General features: G+C 52.8%; 16 protein-coding genes and 1 tRNA gene. 3 read left to right on the forward strand and 14 right to left on the reverse strand.

Features of this window, described 5'->3' with window-relative positions:
* The first annotated feature begins 202 nt into the window (after positions 1–202).
* Positions 203–514: a chorismate mutase gene (locus AC6I9Z_RS13115; protein WP_461456233.1), complete on the forward strand. Its 312-nt coding sequence runs from the start codon at positions 203–205 to the stop codon at positions 512–514.
* Between the two features lie 12 nt (positions 515–526).
* On the opposite strand, the gene AC6I9Z_RS13120 is transcribed toward AC6I9Z_RS13115, so the two are convergent.
* From AC6I9Z_RS13120 to rpiB, 4 genes are read right to left on the reverse strand one after another with little or no spacing between them, the layout of a single operon-like run.
* Complete coding sequence (locus AC6I9Z_RS13120; RefSeq protein WP_461456234.1) at positions 527–1,258, reverse strand: RNA methyltransferase; 732 nt, start codon at positions 1,256–1,258, stop codon at positions 527–529.
* Positions 1,255–1,731 (reverse strand): transcriptional regulator NrdR, encoded by a 477-nt coding sequence (nrdR, locus tag AC6I9Z_RS13125; RefSeq protein ID WP_109356708.1) that lies wholly within the window; start codon positions 1,729–1,731, stop codon positions 1,255–1,257. Before nrdR ends, AC6I9Z_RS13120 begins: the two co-directional genes overlap by 4 nt.
* Before the next feature lie 15 nt (positions 1,732–1,746).
* Complete coding sequence (gene glyA, locus AC6I9Z_RS13130) at positions 1,747–3,054, reverse strand: serine hydroxymethyltransferase (RefSeq protein ID WP_461456235.1); 1,308 nt, start codon at positions 3,052–3,054, stop codon at positions 1,747–1,749.
* The gene (gene rpiB / locus AC6I9Z_RS13135; protein ID WP_461456236.1) at positions 3,054–3,503 is read right to left on the reverse strand and encodes a ribose 5-phosphate isomerase B; all 450 of its coding nucleotides are present in this window, start codon (positions 3,501–3,503) and stop codon (positions 3,054–3,056) included. Before rpiB ends, glyA begins: the two co-directional genes overlap by 1 nt.
* Before the next feature lie 140 nt (positions 3,504–3,643).
* On the opposite strand from rpiB, the gene AC6I9Z_RS13140 reads away from it, so the two are divergent.
* The gene (locus AC6I9Z_RS13140) at positions 3,644–4,264 is read left to right on the forward strand and encodes a class I SAM-dependent methyltransferase (protein ID WP_461456237.1); all 621 of its coding nucleotides are present in this window, start codon (positions 3,644–3,646) and stop codon (positions 4,262–4,264) included.
* A 2-nt stretch (positions 4,265–4,266) separates the two neighbouring features.
* Here AC6I9Z_RS13140 and AC6I9Z_RS13145 read toward each other — a convergent pair whose 3' ends face one another.
* From AC6I9Z_RS13145 to ccmC, 8 genes are all read right to left on the reverse strand, one after another.
* A complete protein-coding gene (locus AC6I9Z_RS13145) occupies positions 4,267–6,207 on the reverse strand; it encodes a potassium transporter Kup (protein WP_461456238.1) in 1,941 nt (646 codons plus the stop codon).
* Positions 6,208–6,359: 152 nt separating this feature from the next.
* Positions 6,360–7,013: a tetratricopeptide repeat protein gene (locus AC6I9Z_RS13150; protein WP_461456239.1), complete on the reverse strand. Its 654-nt coding sequence runs from the start codon at positions 7,011–7,013 to the stop codon at positions 6,360–6,362.
* Positions 7,013–7,438, reverse strand: a complete 426-nt coding sequence (locus AC6I9Z_RS13155) for a cytochrome c-type biogenesis protein (protein ID WP_461456240.1) — start codon at positions 7,436–7,438, stop codon at positions 7,013–7,015. The genes AC6I9Z_RS13150 and AC6I9Z_RS13155 overlap by 1 nt, the downstream gene beginning before the upstream one ends.
* Complete coding sequence (locus AC6I9Z_RS13160) at positions 7,435–7,962, reverse strand: DsbE family thiol:disulfide interchange protein (protein ID WP_461456241.1); 528 nt, start codon at positions 7,960–7,962, stop codon at positions 7,435–7,437. The genes AC6I9Z_RS13155 and AC6I9Z_RS13160 overlap by 4 nt, the downstream gene beginning before the upstream one ends.
* On the reverse strand, positions 7,959–9,896 hold the full coding sequence (locus AC6I9Z_RS13165) for a heme lyase CcmF/NrfE family subunit (protein WP_461456242.1): 1,938 nt from the start codon (positions 9,894–9,896) through the stop codon (positions 7,959–7,961). Before AC6I9Z_RS13165 ends, AC6I9Z_RS13160 begins: the two co-directional genes overlap by 4 nt.
* A complete protein-coding gene (gene ccmE, locus AC6I9Z_RS13170) occupies positions 9,893–10,342 on the reverse strand; it encodes a cytochrome c maturation protein CcmE (protein ID WP_461456243.1) in 450 nt (149 codons plus the stop codon). The genes AC6I9Z_RS13165 and ccmE overlap by 4 nt, the downstream gene beginning before the upstream one ends.
* A complete protein-coding gene (locus AC6I9Z_RS13175; RefSeq protein WP_461456244.1) occupies positions 10,339–10,470 on the reverse strand; it encodes a heme exporter protein CcmD in 132 nt (43 codons plus the stop codon). The genes ccmE and AC6I9Z_RS13175 overlap by 4 nt, the downstream gene beginning before the upstream one ends.
* Positions 10,467–11,183: a heme ABC transporter permease CcmC gene (gene ccmC, locus AC6I9Z_RS13180; RefSeq protein WP_461456245.1), complete on the reverse strand. Its 717-nt coding sequence runs from the start codon at positions 11,181–11,183 to the stop codon at positions 10,467–10,469. Before ccmC ends, AC6I9Z_RS13175 begins: the two co-directional genes overlap by 4 nt.
* A gap of 247 nt (positions 11,184–11,430) precedes the next feature.
* Here ccmC and AC6I9Z_RS13185 point away from each other — a divergent pair, with 247 nt between their 5' ends.
* Positions 11,431–13,620 (forward strand): putative bifunctional diguanylate cyclase/phosphodiesterase, encoded by a 2,190-nt coding sequence (locus AC6I9Z_RS13185; protein WP_461456246.1) that lies wholly within the window; start codon positions 11,431–11,433, stop codon positions 13,618–13,620.
* Positions 13,621–13,675: 55 nt separating this feature from the next.
* On the opposite strand, the gene AC6I9Z_RS13190 is transcribed toward AC6I9Z_RS13185, so the two are convergent.
* Both AC6I9Z_RS13190 and AC6I9Z_RS13195 read right to left on the reverse strand, forming a co-directional pair.
* The gene (locus tag AC6I9Z_RS13190) at positions 13,676–14,725 is read right to left on the reverse strand and encodes a Leu/Phe/Val dehydrogenase (RefSeq protein ID WP_461456247.1); all 1,050 of its coding nucleotides are present in this window, start codon (positions 14,723–14,725) and stop codon (positions 13,676–13,678) included.
* 132 nt (positions 14,726–14,857) lie between these two features.
* A tRNA-His gene (locus tag AC6I9Z_RS13195) sits at positions 14,858–14,934 on the reverse strand.
* Positions 14,935–15,032: the final 98 nt, after the last annotated feature.

A 15,032-nucleotide genomic window follows, 5' to 3' on the forward strand; every position in this document is an offset into this window, starting at 1 on the left:
TGCTGTTTCAATTCGTCCCGGAATGCACCGAAAATCCGCTTGGATTAACGCGGCTACCGCTTCACCGGGGTGCGGAGCCAATTGCAAGACGCGGCCTATGACGATCTAGTGCGCGATTGTCAAGCATCTGCAGCCCTAAAAATCGCTCAAAAATCCCCATCATTACTCGACTTGGGTGGTCGCAGTGATTAAAGGCGCTGACATGACAGAAACGACGACGCTTCCTCCAATGGAAACCATGACAGATGTCCGCGAACAAGTGGACCGAATTGACGGCGAACTTATCGCCCTGATGACCCAGCGCTTTGCCTGCATGGACGCCGCTGCGCGGATTAAACAGGATCGCACTGCTGTGCGTGACGAGGGACGAAAAGCAAAGGTTCTGGAAAATGTGAAACAGCTTGCCAGTAGCGCAGGCATTCCGGTTCCGACCATGGCCGCGATTTGGGAAATGCTGATAGAAACGTCGATCAGCTACGAGCTCGAAAAATGGGATCAGATGCGAGACAGCTGATCTGTCAAAAGCTCATTTTTTCACAAATGGCTTTTCCAGAGAGCTGATAACACCGCGCCACGTCTGAACTTCTTCATTGGTCCACGCCGGTTTGGTGATCATATTGCGGAGCGTCACTTTCGTCGCTGGTGCACGATCAGGCGGATAGAAATAACCGGCCTCTTCCAGCGCCCGTTCCAGATGTTCGTAAAAGCGGTCCAGTTCGATTTGCGGAGCCGGTTCGCGCTTTTTTGTCTCGATTGTCGGCTGCACGGTTTCGCCGCCATCCAGTTTCGACAGCTCATAGGCGATTAAAATCACTGCTTGAGCCAAATTGAGTGAACCGAATTCCGGGTTTATAGGTACGGTGATGATCTTGCGGGCGAGCTCGACATCGACCAATTCCAGCCCGGACCGTTCCGGGCCGAATAGTATCGCGCATTTGCCGCTGGCGGATGCCATGTCTTCCGCCGCTGCTGCAGGGGTCAGCACTTCTTTGGTCATACCGCGTTTACGAACCGTAGTGGCATAGACATGCGAACAATCCGCCACCGCTTCGGCGGTTGTCTCGAAAACCTGAGCGTCCTCTAACACACTATCTGCGCCAGCCGCAGTGGGACCAGCGGATGGATTGGGCCAGCCGTCACGAGGATCCACGATCCGCATGTCGGTGAACCCGAAATTCAGCATAGCCCGCGCCGCCTTGCCGATATTCTCACCCAGCTGTGGCTTCACCAGAACTATGATCGGCTTGCCGGTGCTCATTTGCCGCTGGTATCGCCGATACCCACATCTTTCACGCTGCCGGCGAATTCCTCAAAATCCTTGGCCTCGGTAAAATCCTTATAGACCGACGCAAAGCGGATATAGGCAACGCTATCGAGTCCCTTAAGGCCTTCCATGACCATCTCGCCGATGCGTTTGGACGGAATCTCATTCTCTCCGCTAGTTTCCAGCTGCCTCTGGATACCTGACACCAGTTGATCCATCTGCTCCTGCGCAATCCCGCGCTTGCGGCAAGCCAGAGACACGGACAAATCGATCTTGGACCGGTCAAAAGTCTCGCGGCGGTCCTCGCTTTTTACCACTGTGATCTCGCGAAGCTGTATCCGTTCAAATGTTGTGAAACGGGCGCCGCACCCCTCACATTGCCGCCGCCGCCGGATGGTCGTACCATCTTCGGTGGGCCGGCTATCTTTTACCTGACTGTCATCATGGGCACAAAAGGGACAACGCATAAAGGTCCGTTTCGCTTATTCAGGGTAAATTGGAAAACGAGAGCATAGCTCTTCAACGCGCTGACGGACATCGGCTTCAACAGCCGGATCACCGCCTTCTCCTTTTTCACGCAAGCCATCAAGTACGTCAGCAACCATGTCACCAATCATCTGGAACTCCGCCGGGCCAAAGCCTCGGGTTGTACCTGCCGGTGAACCAACACGAATGCCGCTGGTTTTCATCGGCGGCTGCGGGTCGTTGGGAATGCTGTTCTTATTGCAGGTAATACCAGAACGCTCCAGTGCTTCATCGGCATCGCGGCCGGTGATACCAAGCGGTGAGAGATCAATAAGAGCAAGGTGCGTATCTGTACCACCAGCAACCAGATTGGCGCCGCGTTCCTTTAAGCGCGCCGCCAATATTTTGGCATTTTCGATGACAGCGGAAGAATAGCTGGCAAATTCAGGGCGCAACGCTTCGCCAAATGCGACCGCTTTGGCGGCGATGACATGCATTAGCGGACCACCTTGCAGACCCGGGAAAACCGCCGAGTTTATTTTCTTCGCAATGGCTTCATCATTGGTGAGTACCAGACCGCCACGTGGACCACGCAAAGTCTTGTGCGTGGTGGTCGTGACCACATCTGCAAATTCTAGTGGACTAGGATGATAGCCAGCCGCCACCAAACCAGCGAAATGAGCCATATCGACCATGAAGATCGCGCCGACCGCATCTGCAATGTCACGGAACCTGGCAAAATCGATTTGGCGCGGATAGGCAGAGCCACCAGCGATAATCAGCTTTGGCTGGTGTTCTTTGGCCAGCGCCTCAACTTCCGCATAGTTGATCAGATGATCGTCTTCATTGACACCATATTGGACAGCATTGAACCACTTGCCCGATTGCGCGGGCTTCGCGCCATGCGTCAAATGGCCACCTGCATCGAGAGACATACCAAGAATGGTATCGCCCGGCTTGGTCAACGCGAGCATCACGGCGCCGTTTGCTTGTGCCCCTGAATGCGGCTGAACATTGGCAAAGCCACAATTGAAAAGCTGTTTCGCCCGCTCGATGGCAAGTGTTTCAACATCATCAGATGGAGCACAGCCCTGATAATAGCGGCGGCCGGGATAGCCTTCTGCATATTTGTTGGTGAACACGGAGCCTTGTGCTTGCAACACGGCCTTGGAAACGATGTTCTCAGAAGCAATCAACTCGATCTGATTTTGCTGGCGCGACAATTCCGCATTGATTGCACCGGCGACCGCGGGATCACTCTCATCCACCGAAAAATCGAAAAACCCGGTCGGACGGATATCCTGTATATCTGCGACATTACTCATTACGCTGCTCCTTCGGTCTGTGGTGCGGACAATTTGTCGACGCGGCGTTGATGCCTGTCTCCGCCAAATTCGGTGTTCAAAAAATTGTTCAGGCAGTCTTTCGCGATTTCGATGCCAACCAGACGCGCGCCCATTGCAATAACATTGGCGTCATTATGTTCGCGAGACAGTTTCGCTGAGAGACCTTCAGAAACCAGTGCGCAGCGGCAAGCCGGGTTACGATTGACGGCAATGGATATGCCGATGCCGGAACCACACAAGGCAACACCGCGCTCCGCACTTCCCGATGCAATGGCATCGGCGAGTTTATAGCCATAATCAGGATAATCGACGCTTTCCGTCGTCATTGGACCCAGATCGTCAACTTCATGCCCGGCCTCCGCAAGCCACTCCACCAAAGCGACTTTCATGTCGATAGCTGCATGATCAGAAGCAATGGCAATACGCATAAGCTTTGTCCTCAATATCCAGACAAGAATCGAATGCCCGCTATCTAGTAGACGTTATCCTTATACGCCACCAAATATTGCCCTCTCTGGCTATAAATTTACGATAGACAAATAGCAGACTTCACAAGAGACTGTAATGCATGAAAAACAACGCTGTCAGCGGCACGGAAGGCTATGCCAGCCAAGCCCCTTTTCTCTTGGAGCAATATGAAAAACTCTCATTTGAAGAGAGCTACGCAGCAGCAATCACTTGCTTCCCTCGAACGCCGAGCAGGATATTGGATATTGGTTCTGGTACGGGACGAGATGCCGCTTGGTTCGATAAGAGAGGCCATGACGTTATTGCCGCCGAGCCCACAAAAGAAATGCGAGAAGGCGCAATCCGGCTTCACCCTTCACCCGACATCAGGTGGCTGGATGACAGCTTACCCGATCTGGAAAAAATCAGAAGTCTGAACGAACAGTTCGATTTCATATTGATCAATGCCGTTTGGATGCATCTCGATAAAGATCAAAGAGATACCGCGATGAAACATGTGTCCGCGCTGCTCAACCAAGATGCACGTTTCTTTATTTCACTGAGACATGGCCCCGTTCCCAAGGGTAGACGGATGTTTGCGGTTTCAGCGGACGAGACAATGGAACTGGCATCGTCGTTCAAACTCGTCCCGATTTACAATGAGCGAACTGAATCTCTATTGCCCAACAACAAGGCGATGGGTGTTCGGTGGACAAAACTGATATTTGAACGCCAGGCCTAGCGTCAAATTTCCATCTGACTGCCCAGCTCCACCACGCGGTTGCTGGGAAGTTTGAAAAATTCCATGGCGGTGGCGGCATTGCGCAGCATCCATGCAAAGATTTTCTCTCGCCAGATCATCATCTTCGGCCTCTCTGACGGCAACAATGTCTGCCGCGAAAGGAAGAAACTGGTGGTCATCATGTCAAAGTCCATACCGCATTCCTTGACCTTTTTAAGAGCCGCCGGGACGTCCGTTTCCTGCATGAAGCCATAGTTCAGAATGAGTCGGTAGAAACCATCGCCGAGATCTTTAACCTCTATGCGTTTTTCCGATTCCACATAGGGCACATCTTTGATGTTGACGGTCAAAATCACTACCCGTTCGTGAACCACTTTATTATGTTTGATGTTGTGGAGCAAAGCGGACGGAACACCGACCGATGCAGAGGCCATGAAAATTGCCGTTCCGGGAACCCGGGTTGCGCTGTTCTTGGCGGACTTGGTGAAGATTTCAATCGGCATCGCCGCCTCTGCCATATTTTCCCGCATAATCTTGCGTCCCTTGGCCCAAGTCGTCAACAATAGGAAGGCGAAACCACCGACCATTAGCGGGAACCAGCCGCCTTGCGGAACCTTGGTCAGGTTTGCCGCAAAATAGGCGCCGTCAACGAGGAAGAACAGAGCAAGCAGAGGAACGGCATACCACCATTTCCACTTCCACAGTGTGAAAACCAGAACTGCAAGCAAACATGTATCGATCAGCATAGCACCAGTCACCGCAATACCGTACGCAGACGCGAGACTGCTTGAACTCTGGAACGTAAGCACCAGGATCAAAACCGCGATCATGATTGTCCAGTTGATCACCGGAATGTAAATCTGCCCAGCTTCGGAAGCACTGGTATGTTTGACTGTAAGCCGGGGGATGAAGCCCAGTTGAATCGCCTGATGCGTGACCGAAAATGCACCGGAAATTACAGCCTGGCTGGCAATGAAGGTAGCCATGGTGGCCAATATGACCAATGGCAAGCGCAGCATTTCAGGGGCGAGCAGGAAAAACGGGTTCTGGATTGCTGCCTCGGCCCCTGCCTGATCCAATCCGATGATCATCGCGCCTTGGCCGAAATAGTTACATAGTAAAGCAGGCATCACGAAGCCGAACCATGCAATACGCATAGGTTTGCGGCCGAAATGCCCCATATCCGCAAATAACGCGGCAGAACCGGTCACGGCCAACACGACCGACCCCAAAGCCAGAAAAGCCTTGAAACCATCGATCAAGAAGAATTGAACAGCATACCAGGGGTTCAATGCGAGCAATATTTCGGGCGTATGGAATATCTGCGTCAGGCCCAATATTGCAATAACGGTAAAATAAACAAACATCACCGGTGCAAATAAGGCCCCGATTTTCGCCGTCCCCCGCGACTGGATAACAAACAGAAAGACCAGCAAACCCACCGCAATCGGAATAACCATGGGCTGCAGTCCGCTATTGACCACGGTCAGTCCTTCAACGGCTGACAAAACCGAGATCGCCGGTGTGATCATACTGTCGCCGTAAAATAGCGAAGTGGCAAAGACGCCCAGCAATATGGCGACCCAACCAAATTTTGATCGTCGCAACGCCCCGGATAGCAAGGCAACCACTGCCAGGCTGCCGCCCTGCCCCTTGTTGTCCGCGCGCATCAATATGGTCACATATTGTATCGCGACGACCAGTGTCATGGACCAGAAGATGAGGCTGACCACACCCAATACGTGGATCTTGTCCAGCTCAAGTGGGTGGGCACCTACAAATGTTTCGCGAAAGGCATAGAGCGGGCTGGTACCGATATCGCCGAACACAATACCAATCGCGCCAGCAGCCAGCTTTGCAACTGCACTTCCCTCTTGGCGCGAACCGTGAGGCTGGATTACGCGATTGCGTTTCCGTTTCGGTTGTGTCGTCGATTCAGACATTGATTGCCGTCTTGGCGTTCCCCTGATTGGGTCGAAATGGTTGCGCTACCCCCGCACATCTGTTTCGACAAGCGCGCGCGATTAGCATGGGCCTCTATAGCACGCAACCAGAGCCACAGATATGCCGATCAACCTCCTGATATACCTATATTTTAGTTACCAGCAGATGGGCTTTGAGGCATCGGCAGCGCGGATTGCATTTTCTCCATAGCCGCCAAACGCGACTCGAGATCCTTGCGCCATGGCGCATCTTCCGCACTACGATCTAACAACTCTGTCCAGATCGCACGCGCCTGATCAATCTTGCCAGATTGCGCATAGGCCATGCCAAGGAAAAACGGCGGTCCGGGGTGCTCAGGAGAAATATCGGCTGCTTTCTGAAACGCAAATTGGGCAGCAGGGGTGATCACACCATCTGCATGAACAACTATGGCATTCCCTAATCCGACCCACAGGTCGGGATCGTTAGGGTGTTCCTTGACCCCATTACGCAGATAATTGGCCGCTGCTCCATGCCGGCCACTGCGATTCAAGGCATCTGAAAATACCAGCCATTCCCGCGCTGTGCCAAAACGCTGGCCCATTTCCTCCCGCGACGTGATACTGGCTTCATCGAAACTATTGGGCTTTTCGGTCGGTTCCACCGATACACCCGCCATCCCTGGATTGGCCTGCCAAGCATAGCCCGCAACGCCGAGCAAAAGAGCTGCTCCGGTCAATTCAAAAGCGGTCCGCGGCAATTTCCCCAAAAATACAAGCGCACCGAAAAGTACGATTATCATAACGAGTAGAATGAGCCAGCCCATCAGCCTGCATCCTTCTGATCTGTTTTGCGCCGCCGAAAAAGACCGCGTGCGAGCCATATGGCAAGTATCAATAATACCCCTGGCGCAATCCAGAGTGGCCAAGTTACCGCATTTACCGGGGGATTGTAGGTTACCCAATCACCGTAGCGCTCAATGAGCCAGTTGCGCACCTCCTCTGGCGTGGCACCAGCAGCAATGCGTTCTCTCACCTGACTGCGCATATCGCCCGCCATCGGCGCATCGCTGTCTGCAATCGACTGGCTCTGGCATTTCAGGCAGCGCAATTCTTCCATCAACGAGCGCGCTTTTTCCTCCTGTGCCGGGTCATCCAGCTGTCGATGGGCATAAGGGGACGCTGGGAGCGCGTTTTGAGCCATAACAGGTGCCGTGAACAGCAAGGCGAGCAGGCAAAGGAATCTGGTCATCCCGCTTTCTCCAATATTTCAAGCAGTTCCGGAACATCTTCCTTGCGGATATCACCGATATGTTGGTGCACAATCACGCCATTACCATCGATCACGAATGTCTCCGGAACACCCGATGAACCGAGTTCCAGTTGCACCGCGCTGCGCACATCTGTCCCAATCCGGACATAAGGATTGCCCCATCGGTTAAGGAAATTCGCGATATCCTCCGGCGTGTCGCGGCTGGCGATGCCGTTGATCGATACTCCTGCCTGCTCCAGTGCAAGCAGTTGCGGTGCCTCTGCGATGCAGGGCACGCACCAGCTTGCAAAAATGTTTAGCAATTGCGGCTTGCCAGTAGCCAGATCAGTAGTGGTCAGCGCCGGGCGCTGTTCAATGGCAGCAGGCAGCGCAAATTCCGGGATCGGTTTGCCGATCATTTTCGATTCAATGATATTATCCTTGGGCCTCATCAAGCCGCCTGCGACGATCGCAAAAAACAGGCTGAACAACACCAACGGAATCCAGAGCAGCCAGCGGTTCATATCACGGCCTCAGCATAGGCTCTCTGCCGCTTCTGACGGACCGCGCGGCGCAAACGGCCGACCATCGCCAGCAACCCGCCCAAAGCAATCAACACACCGCCATACCAGATTAGCGTCACAAACGGTTTCCACCAGATACGCAATTGCCATCGCCCTTGCTCGTCGCTGTCACCAAGAACGACATAAAGCTGTCCGTTCCAGCGGGTCAGCAGAGCCGCCTCGCTAGTCTGCATCTGTGCAGAGGCAAACATCCGGTTTTGCGGTGCGATCTCATGAATCGCTTCGTCTTCATATTGCGCTGTCACGCGCGCTTCGAGTGCAGTCCAGTTGGGACCGGCCACGGGTTCAATAGCCTGGAACTTGATCTTCCAGTTGTTGACCATGATTTCATCACCGGGCGTCGCAGCCACCAGTTTTTCTTCAGTGAAGCTGGTTTCTGACGCCATCCCGACCAGTGCAACAGCCACACCAAAATGCGCCAGAACCATGCCATAAACATGCATCGGCGTGCGGCGCAGGTTGCGTTTCCATAGCGGCGCAAAACTCGCCACGGCGATACCTGCTGCCAAGGCGAGACCCAGCAAGGGCAGAACTGACATTGATGAGGTGAATATGACCAGCGCAAACAGCGCTGCTGCCGTCAAAAAGACTGGAATCGAAATCCGGTTAAGCAAGGCTTTCGCCTGGTCACGGCGCCATCGCAGGAGTGGCCCGGCAGCCATTATCGCCACCAGAATTAATGCCAATGGCCCTGTCGCCAGATTAAAATATGGTGGTCCGACAGAGATCATCTCATCGCTGAATCCTTCTACAACCAAGGGGTAGAGCGTCCCGATAAAAACAATACCCAATATGGCCGATAGCAAAAGGTTGTTTGCCACCAGAGCGCCTTCCCTGCTGACAGGTTCAAATTGGGAACCTTCTTTGACAGTACCAACGCGCAGCGCAAACAAAGCCATCGCACCGCCGATATAAATGGCCAGCAGGGCGAGAATGAAGCTACCACGTTCCGGGTCAACCGCAAAGGCGTGAACGCTGGTAAGAACGCCAGAACGTACCAGGAAAGTGCCGATCATCGACATAGAGAAAGCAACAACTGCGAGCATCAGCGTCCATGCACGCAATCCATCACGTGTTGCCAATACGGTAACCGAATGCAGCAAAGCTGTGGCAGCGAGCCAAGGCATCAACGAAGCGTTTTCAACCGGGTCCCAGAACCACCAGCCGCCCCAGCCCAGCTCATAATAAGCCCAGTAACTGCCGGCTGTAATGCCCAGTGTCAGGAATACCCATGCGCCGAGCACCCATGGCCGCATAGCCTTTGCAAATTCTGACCCGACATCTCGCGTGATCATGGCTCCCACAGCAAAAGAGAACGCGATCGATAAACCAACATAACCGATATAAAGCGTCGGCGGATGCAGAGCGAGCCCAATGTCTTGCAATAGCGGGTTAAGTCCCTGCCCGTCTGCCGGAACCGGGAATATCCGTTCGAACGGATTGGAAGCAATCAACAGATAGGCATAAAAACCAATGCTGATAAAAGCTTGCGCGCCCAAGGTCGTCACCAAAGTCTTTGTTTTGAGATTGCGTTCAAAAATGCCAATACATGCGCCGGCAAGTCCCATGATGGCGACCCAGAGAAGCATTGATCCTTCGTGATTACCCCATGCGCCCGAAATCTTGTAGATTAACGGCTTGATCGCAACGCTATTGGCGACGACGAGCTTCACCGACATGTCGGACCGCACAAACAGCCAGACCAGCAGCAAAAAAGACAAGGCTACCAAAACGCCTTGGGCGATGGCCACCGGCCTGATTGCTGCAAAAAACTCGTCCTGGCCTTTGACCAGACCAATGGTGCATAAAGCAAATTGTAAGAACGCCATGCTGGCAGCGAGCCAGAGCGCGATAAGACCTGCTTCTGCAATCATTCGACCAGCGTATCCGTTCTCGTAATATTACCAGTCATATCAATGCCTTTCAGCTCGCGCGGAATATAATTTTCATCATGCTTGGCAAGCAACGTGTCGGCAACAAATAGACCGTCGGCAGTCAGCTTTCCGTCCGCTACGACTCCTGATCCTTCGACAAACAGATCAGGCGTAATGCCAGTATATGTTGCAGGCTGAAATGAAGCACCGTCGTGAACCGTGAATGTTACGGTTACACCATCATCGGCGCGTTGGATGGAGCCTTTCTGAACCATGCCGCCAAGGCGAATTGCCTGACCCACTTCAGGTTGCTTTTCAACGATATCTGAAGGCGTATAAAAATAATTCGCCTGGTCCTGCAGCGCGAAAGCCGCCAGCAGACCCGCGCCGACCAAAGCGACCAGCGCAAGCAACGCCAATGCCAGTCTTTGATGTTTTGCCTTCATTTACGTTTACTCAATTGTTTCGCCTTTGCTTCTGCCCTGCGCATGGCTGCATAGCTGCCCCAAATGACGATTGCCGTGCCGAGCAGCACTACCGCATAAGATGCGATTACAAAAGGCCAGTGATTCATTCTGCAGCCATCCTTTTCAGCCGCGCTTCGACTTTGGTTTCCGCCAAAATTCCGCGCATACGCATCAATACGATTGCCCCGAACAAAAGACTGAATCCAATAACATTTACCAGCAACGGCCATAGAAAAGCGCTATCAATGGAAGACCCTCCCACCGTAATACTCGCTGGCTGATGCAGGCTGTTCCACCAAACGACCGACCGGTTGATTATGGGAATGTTGATAGCGCCAACGATACCAAAAATTGCGGTTACCCGTGATACACCGCCTTTTTCGCTACTTGCAAAGGCCAGCGCAATATAGGCGAGATACAGAAAAAAGAGCACCAATACTGATGTCACACGACCATCCCAGACCCACCAGGTACCCCAGGTCGGTCGCGCCCAGATTGATCCGGTAATCAACCCCAGGGCGGTAAACAAAGCACCTGGAACAGCCACTGCACGCGCCGCAACCGCTGCCAGTGGGTGCCGCCACGCGATCTGCACGATACTGGCGATCGCAATTGCAGTCCAGCCGCCCATAGCCAGCCAAACAGTAGGAACATGAATATAGAGAATGCGAACGCTGTCACCCATCAAACGGTCGGCAGGAGCGTAGAATAAGCCATAGGTGGAACCAATGGTAATCAATGCCAGGCCAAGGATCAAAAACCAAAGCGTCAACGGCCTGGCAAGCGACAGAAAGCGGGTAGGATTTGCGTAAGCGTGCATTTAAAAAACGGTCATTGCCTCTTGCTACTGTGCGACCAGTAGAATCTGATTTTTTGATGGCAGAACTGCAGCAAAGCGACAAGTGTTTTTCTGGTCAGTTCGCGATCCACCAACTCCCTCCAAATTGATGATCCAGAAAACAAAAGTTAAATAACTGCCGTTAGCGCTATCGTAACCATGTGCCATTAAACCCGGAACCTCAAAACCGGAATTAACTTATCAGTGGGGCTGAGGTTAAAGAATAACTATGGCAGTCAAAGGTTTACTCAAGGCGTTTTCCAATGGTTCATCGGCTGAATCAATATCCGTCATTACATCTGAAAACCATTCCAGACGCCTGGAAGTCCTGGATGACTTTGAACAAGCAGGGATAAACTGGCTGTGGGCGACCGATGCAGAGGGCCGTTTTGTCTATCTTTCCGAAAAAGCAGCGGAAAACCTGAACAAGCCGGTTGATGAAATATTGGCACAGCCTTTAACGGCGCTTTTTGAGAATGATCCGGACAATCCAGATGAGAAATCAGATCGTCCGCTTCACTACCAACTCAGCAGGCGCAGCAAACTTCGCGACCTCGTCGTCCGGCGGGTGCCAGCGACATTGAGTCAGGACGACCATCCAACCTGGTGGATGATATCAGCCCATCCAAAGTTTGATGATTCAGGCGAGTTTCAGGGATATCGCGGGAGCGCCAAGGATATTACGGTCGAGTATCAGCGCAAGCTTGAAGATTCACGGTTAGCAGAATTTGACTCCCTGACCGGCCTTGCCAACCGCCATCGCATGGACACTCAGCTCACCGGAATCTTGGGCGCATTTAAGGCCGCCAACCGCAGCTGCGCGATCATGATGCTTGATCTGGACCGGTTTAAGCAAGTCAATGATACAATGGGCCATCCAGCCGGTGACGAGTTGCTTAAGCAAGTTGCCAAAAGGATGCGCACCATCATCGGTGATCGCGGTGAGATCGGACGATTGGGCGGTGATGAATTTCAGGTCATTTTACCGGACCTGGATGATCGCGGGAAGCTCGGTGAAATCGCTGAAAAAATAGTGAAAATTGTTTCACAGCCCTATCCCATTGAAGATAAAAGCGCGGTTATCGGTACATCCATCGGGATCGCCGTTGCCCCCTATGACGGTGTTGAAAAGGACGAACTGGTTCGCAGTTCGGATCTTGCGCTATATTCTGCGAAAAATTCAGGACGTGGCCAGTTCCGCTTTTACTCCGCAGATCTGAAGGATGAAGAGGAAGAACGCCGACTGCTGGTTGAAGACTTGCGCGATGCTCTCGATAATGACCAACTGGAACTGCATTATCAACCGGTGGTCCGCACCGATGATCATATGGTGGTCGGATTCGAAGGGTTGATGCGCTGGGTCCATCCTGAGCGGGGTGCAGTTAGCCCAGGCGTTTTCATTCCAATTGCGGAAGAACTTAATCTTATCAATCAACTGGGCGAATGGGCGCTGCGCAAAGCTTGTACAGATGCACTGCAATGGCCCAAATCGGTCCGCATTGCGGTCAATGTATCGGCTGTTCAATTTGCCAATAGCGGCTTCCCGGAAATTGTAATGAATGCCCTTGCATCCAGTGGGCTCGAGCCTGAACGTCTGGAACTGGAACTGACCGAGAGCGTGTTCATGGGCGATAGTGAAACCATCGACAATACGTTCAAAATTTTGAAGGAGCTGGGCGTCCGGCTGGCGCTTGACGATTTTGGTACTGGCTATTCATCGCTCAGCTATCTGCGATCGGCACCATTTGACAAAATCAAGGTCGACAAGAGTTTCGTCGATTCCTGTACTCAGAAGGACAAGAACAGCGCCAAGATCATTGCCGCCATTGTCAGCCTGTCCGAAGCGCTGGGCATGGAAACCACGGTCGAAGGTGTCGAGGCCTTTGATCAGTTTGACCTCGTATGCTCAAAGGGCGCTCGCTATATTCAAGGCTGGATCTACTCCAAGGCTCTCAAGCTTGAAGAAATCGAGGAAAATCTGGGAACCGGGCTTTTCAAAATTGAGCCCGATGGTCCCGACTTATACCGGCCCGACAGGCGCACGGTATTCCGCCGAATTGGCGCCATTCATGAAGATCACAGATATGATGTTGTCATGCGCGATCTTTCCAAAACCGGTGCCCGGTTTGAAGGTTTGCTCGGCGTTCCTATCGGTACCCAGTTGGTACTTGACCTAGGCGGCGGACAATTGGTTATCAGCACCGTCATAAGGGTAAAAGAAGCAACGGTCGCGACCGAGTTTGAAACACCATTGGTTAGCGATGGCGCGGGCGGTTTGTGCACCCGCCACAGGGTCTCGCCCTATGACTTGGCAGCAGCAGGAATGCCACTGGCGGCTTTGCCACCAGGCAATTATCCACTCGCCCAAAGCGCTTCAGAACAGACGAGCAAACCCAAGTTCATGCAAGTCGCAGTGTAAACCGAGGCTACCTACTGTCGCTGTAAGGGCCTCGACCTGGTAAAAAGAAAAAGACCTAACGGCCTATTAGCGCCCGAGCCATATTGTCGGCGACTTCTGCCGATGGCAACTTACTCGCTGCGCTTTCTTTCCAGATTTCTGTCAATCGTGCAGGGATTTTTGCAACCCGCCTATTGACCTCATTAACGTCGCTGTCGCCTAGATATTCAAGGCCGACGCTGATGATACCGCCAGAGTTGATGACATAATCGGGCGCAAACAGAATATCGCGGTCAAAAATCCGCTGTCCATCTTCCGGTGTCGCGAGCTGATTATTGGCACCACCAGCAACGATCGGAACGTTGAGCTGCGCAATTGAGACTTTGTCCAGAACCGCACCCAAGGCATTGGGACTAAAGACATCAGCCTCAAGACGCATCACATCATTTAAGCCAACGACGGTCGCGCCAATCTCCGCAGCTAAATTGGCCGCATGGTCCTTGTTGATGTCCGCAATGCTCAGCCGCGCACCATCTTCGGCCAGCAAGCGCGCCAATCCCCCGCCGACACTGCCAACCCCCTGAATCGCAACATGGATATCTTCCATGCTGTCGCGGCCCAACTTGTGCTTCACCGCAGCCTTAACACCAAGATAAACACCCATGGCTGTAAATGGTCCCGGATCTCCGCCAGCGTCACTTTGATCACTCACCGGCAGTCCAGAGACATATTGTGTCTGCTTGGAAACCTCGACCATATCGGCCGTGCTGATGCCAACATCTTCCGCAGTTACATAACGACCGCTCAGAGAATCGATCATCCGCCCGAAAGCAGCCATCATTTCGGGCGACTTGGTACGATTGCGATCCGCCAATATGACCGCTTTGCCGCCGCCAAGGGGCAGTCCAGCCATCGCGTTCTTGAAACTCATCCCGCGCGACAGACGCAGCGCATCAGTTACAGCGGTTTCGCGATTCTCATAATGCCAAAAGCGTGTGCCGCCAGCGCCGGGACCCAAGTGGGTGGAATGAAGGGCAATAATGGCGCTGAGACCGGTTTCAACATCGTGAAAAAAATGGACAGCTTCATGGCCGTCAAAATCTGGCAAATCCCACATTACTGACATTGGCAAAACCCCTCAATTGATGAGTAACATAATTTGGTAGAAACGTAATAATATTACAAAATACTTTTGTCACCCCAAGATATCCCCGGAACCCCTAACCATTTGAATATATGAGATATGTGATTTTGAAAATGGGGCGACCGAGGGGTCTCGAACCCCCGACCTCCGGTACCACAAACCGGCGCTCTAACCAACTGAGCTACGATCGCCATAATCGCAAGGCATCAAACTATGTGCTGCGCCGGGCTGCATAGGGATGCATGGGGGCAGCCGTCAAGTATTTAGCGCACCTGTCAGCGATCATTTA

This window comes from Parasphingorhabdus sp., from assembly GCF_059726685.1.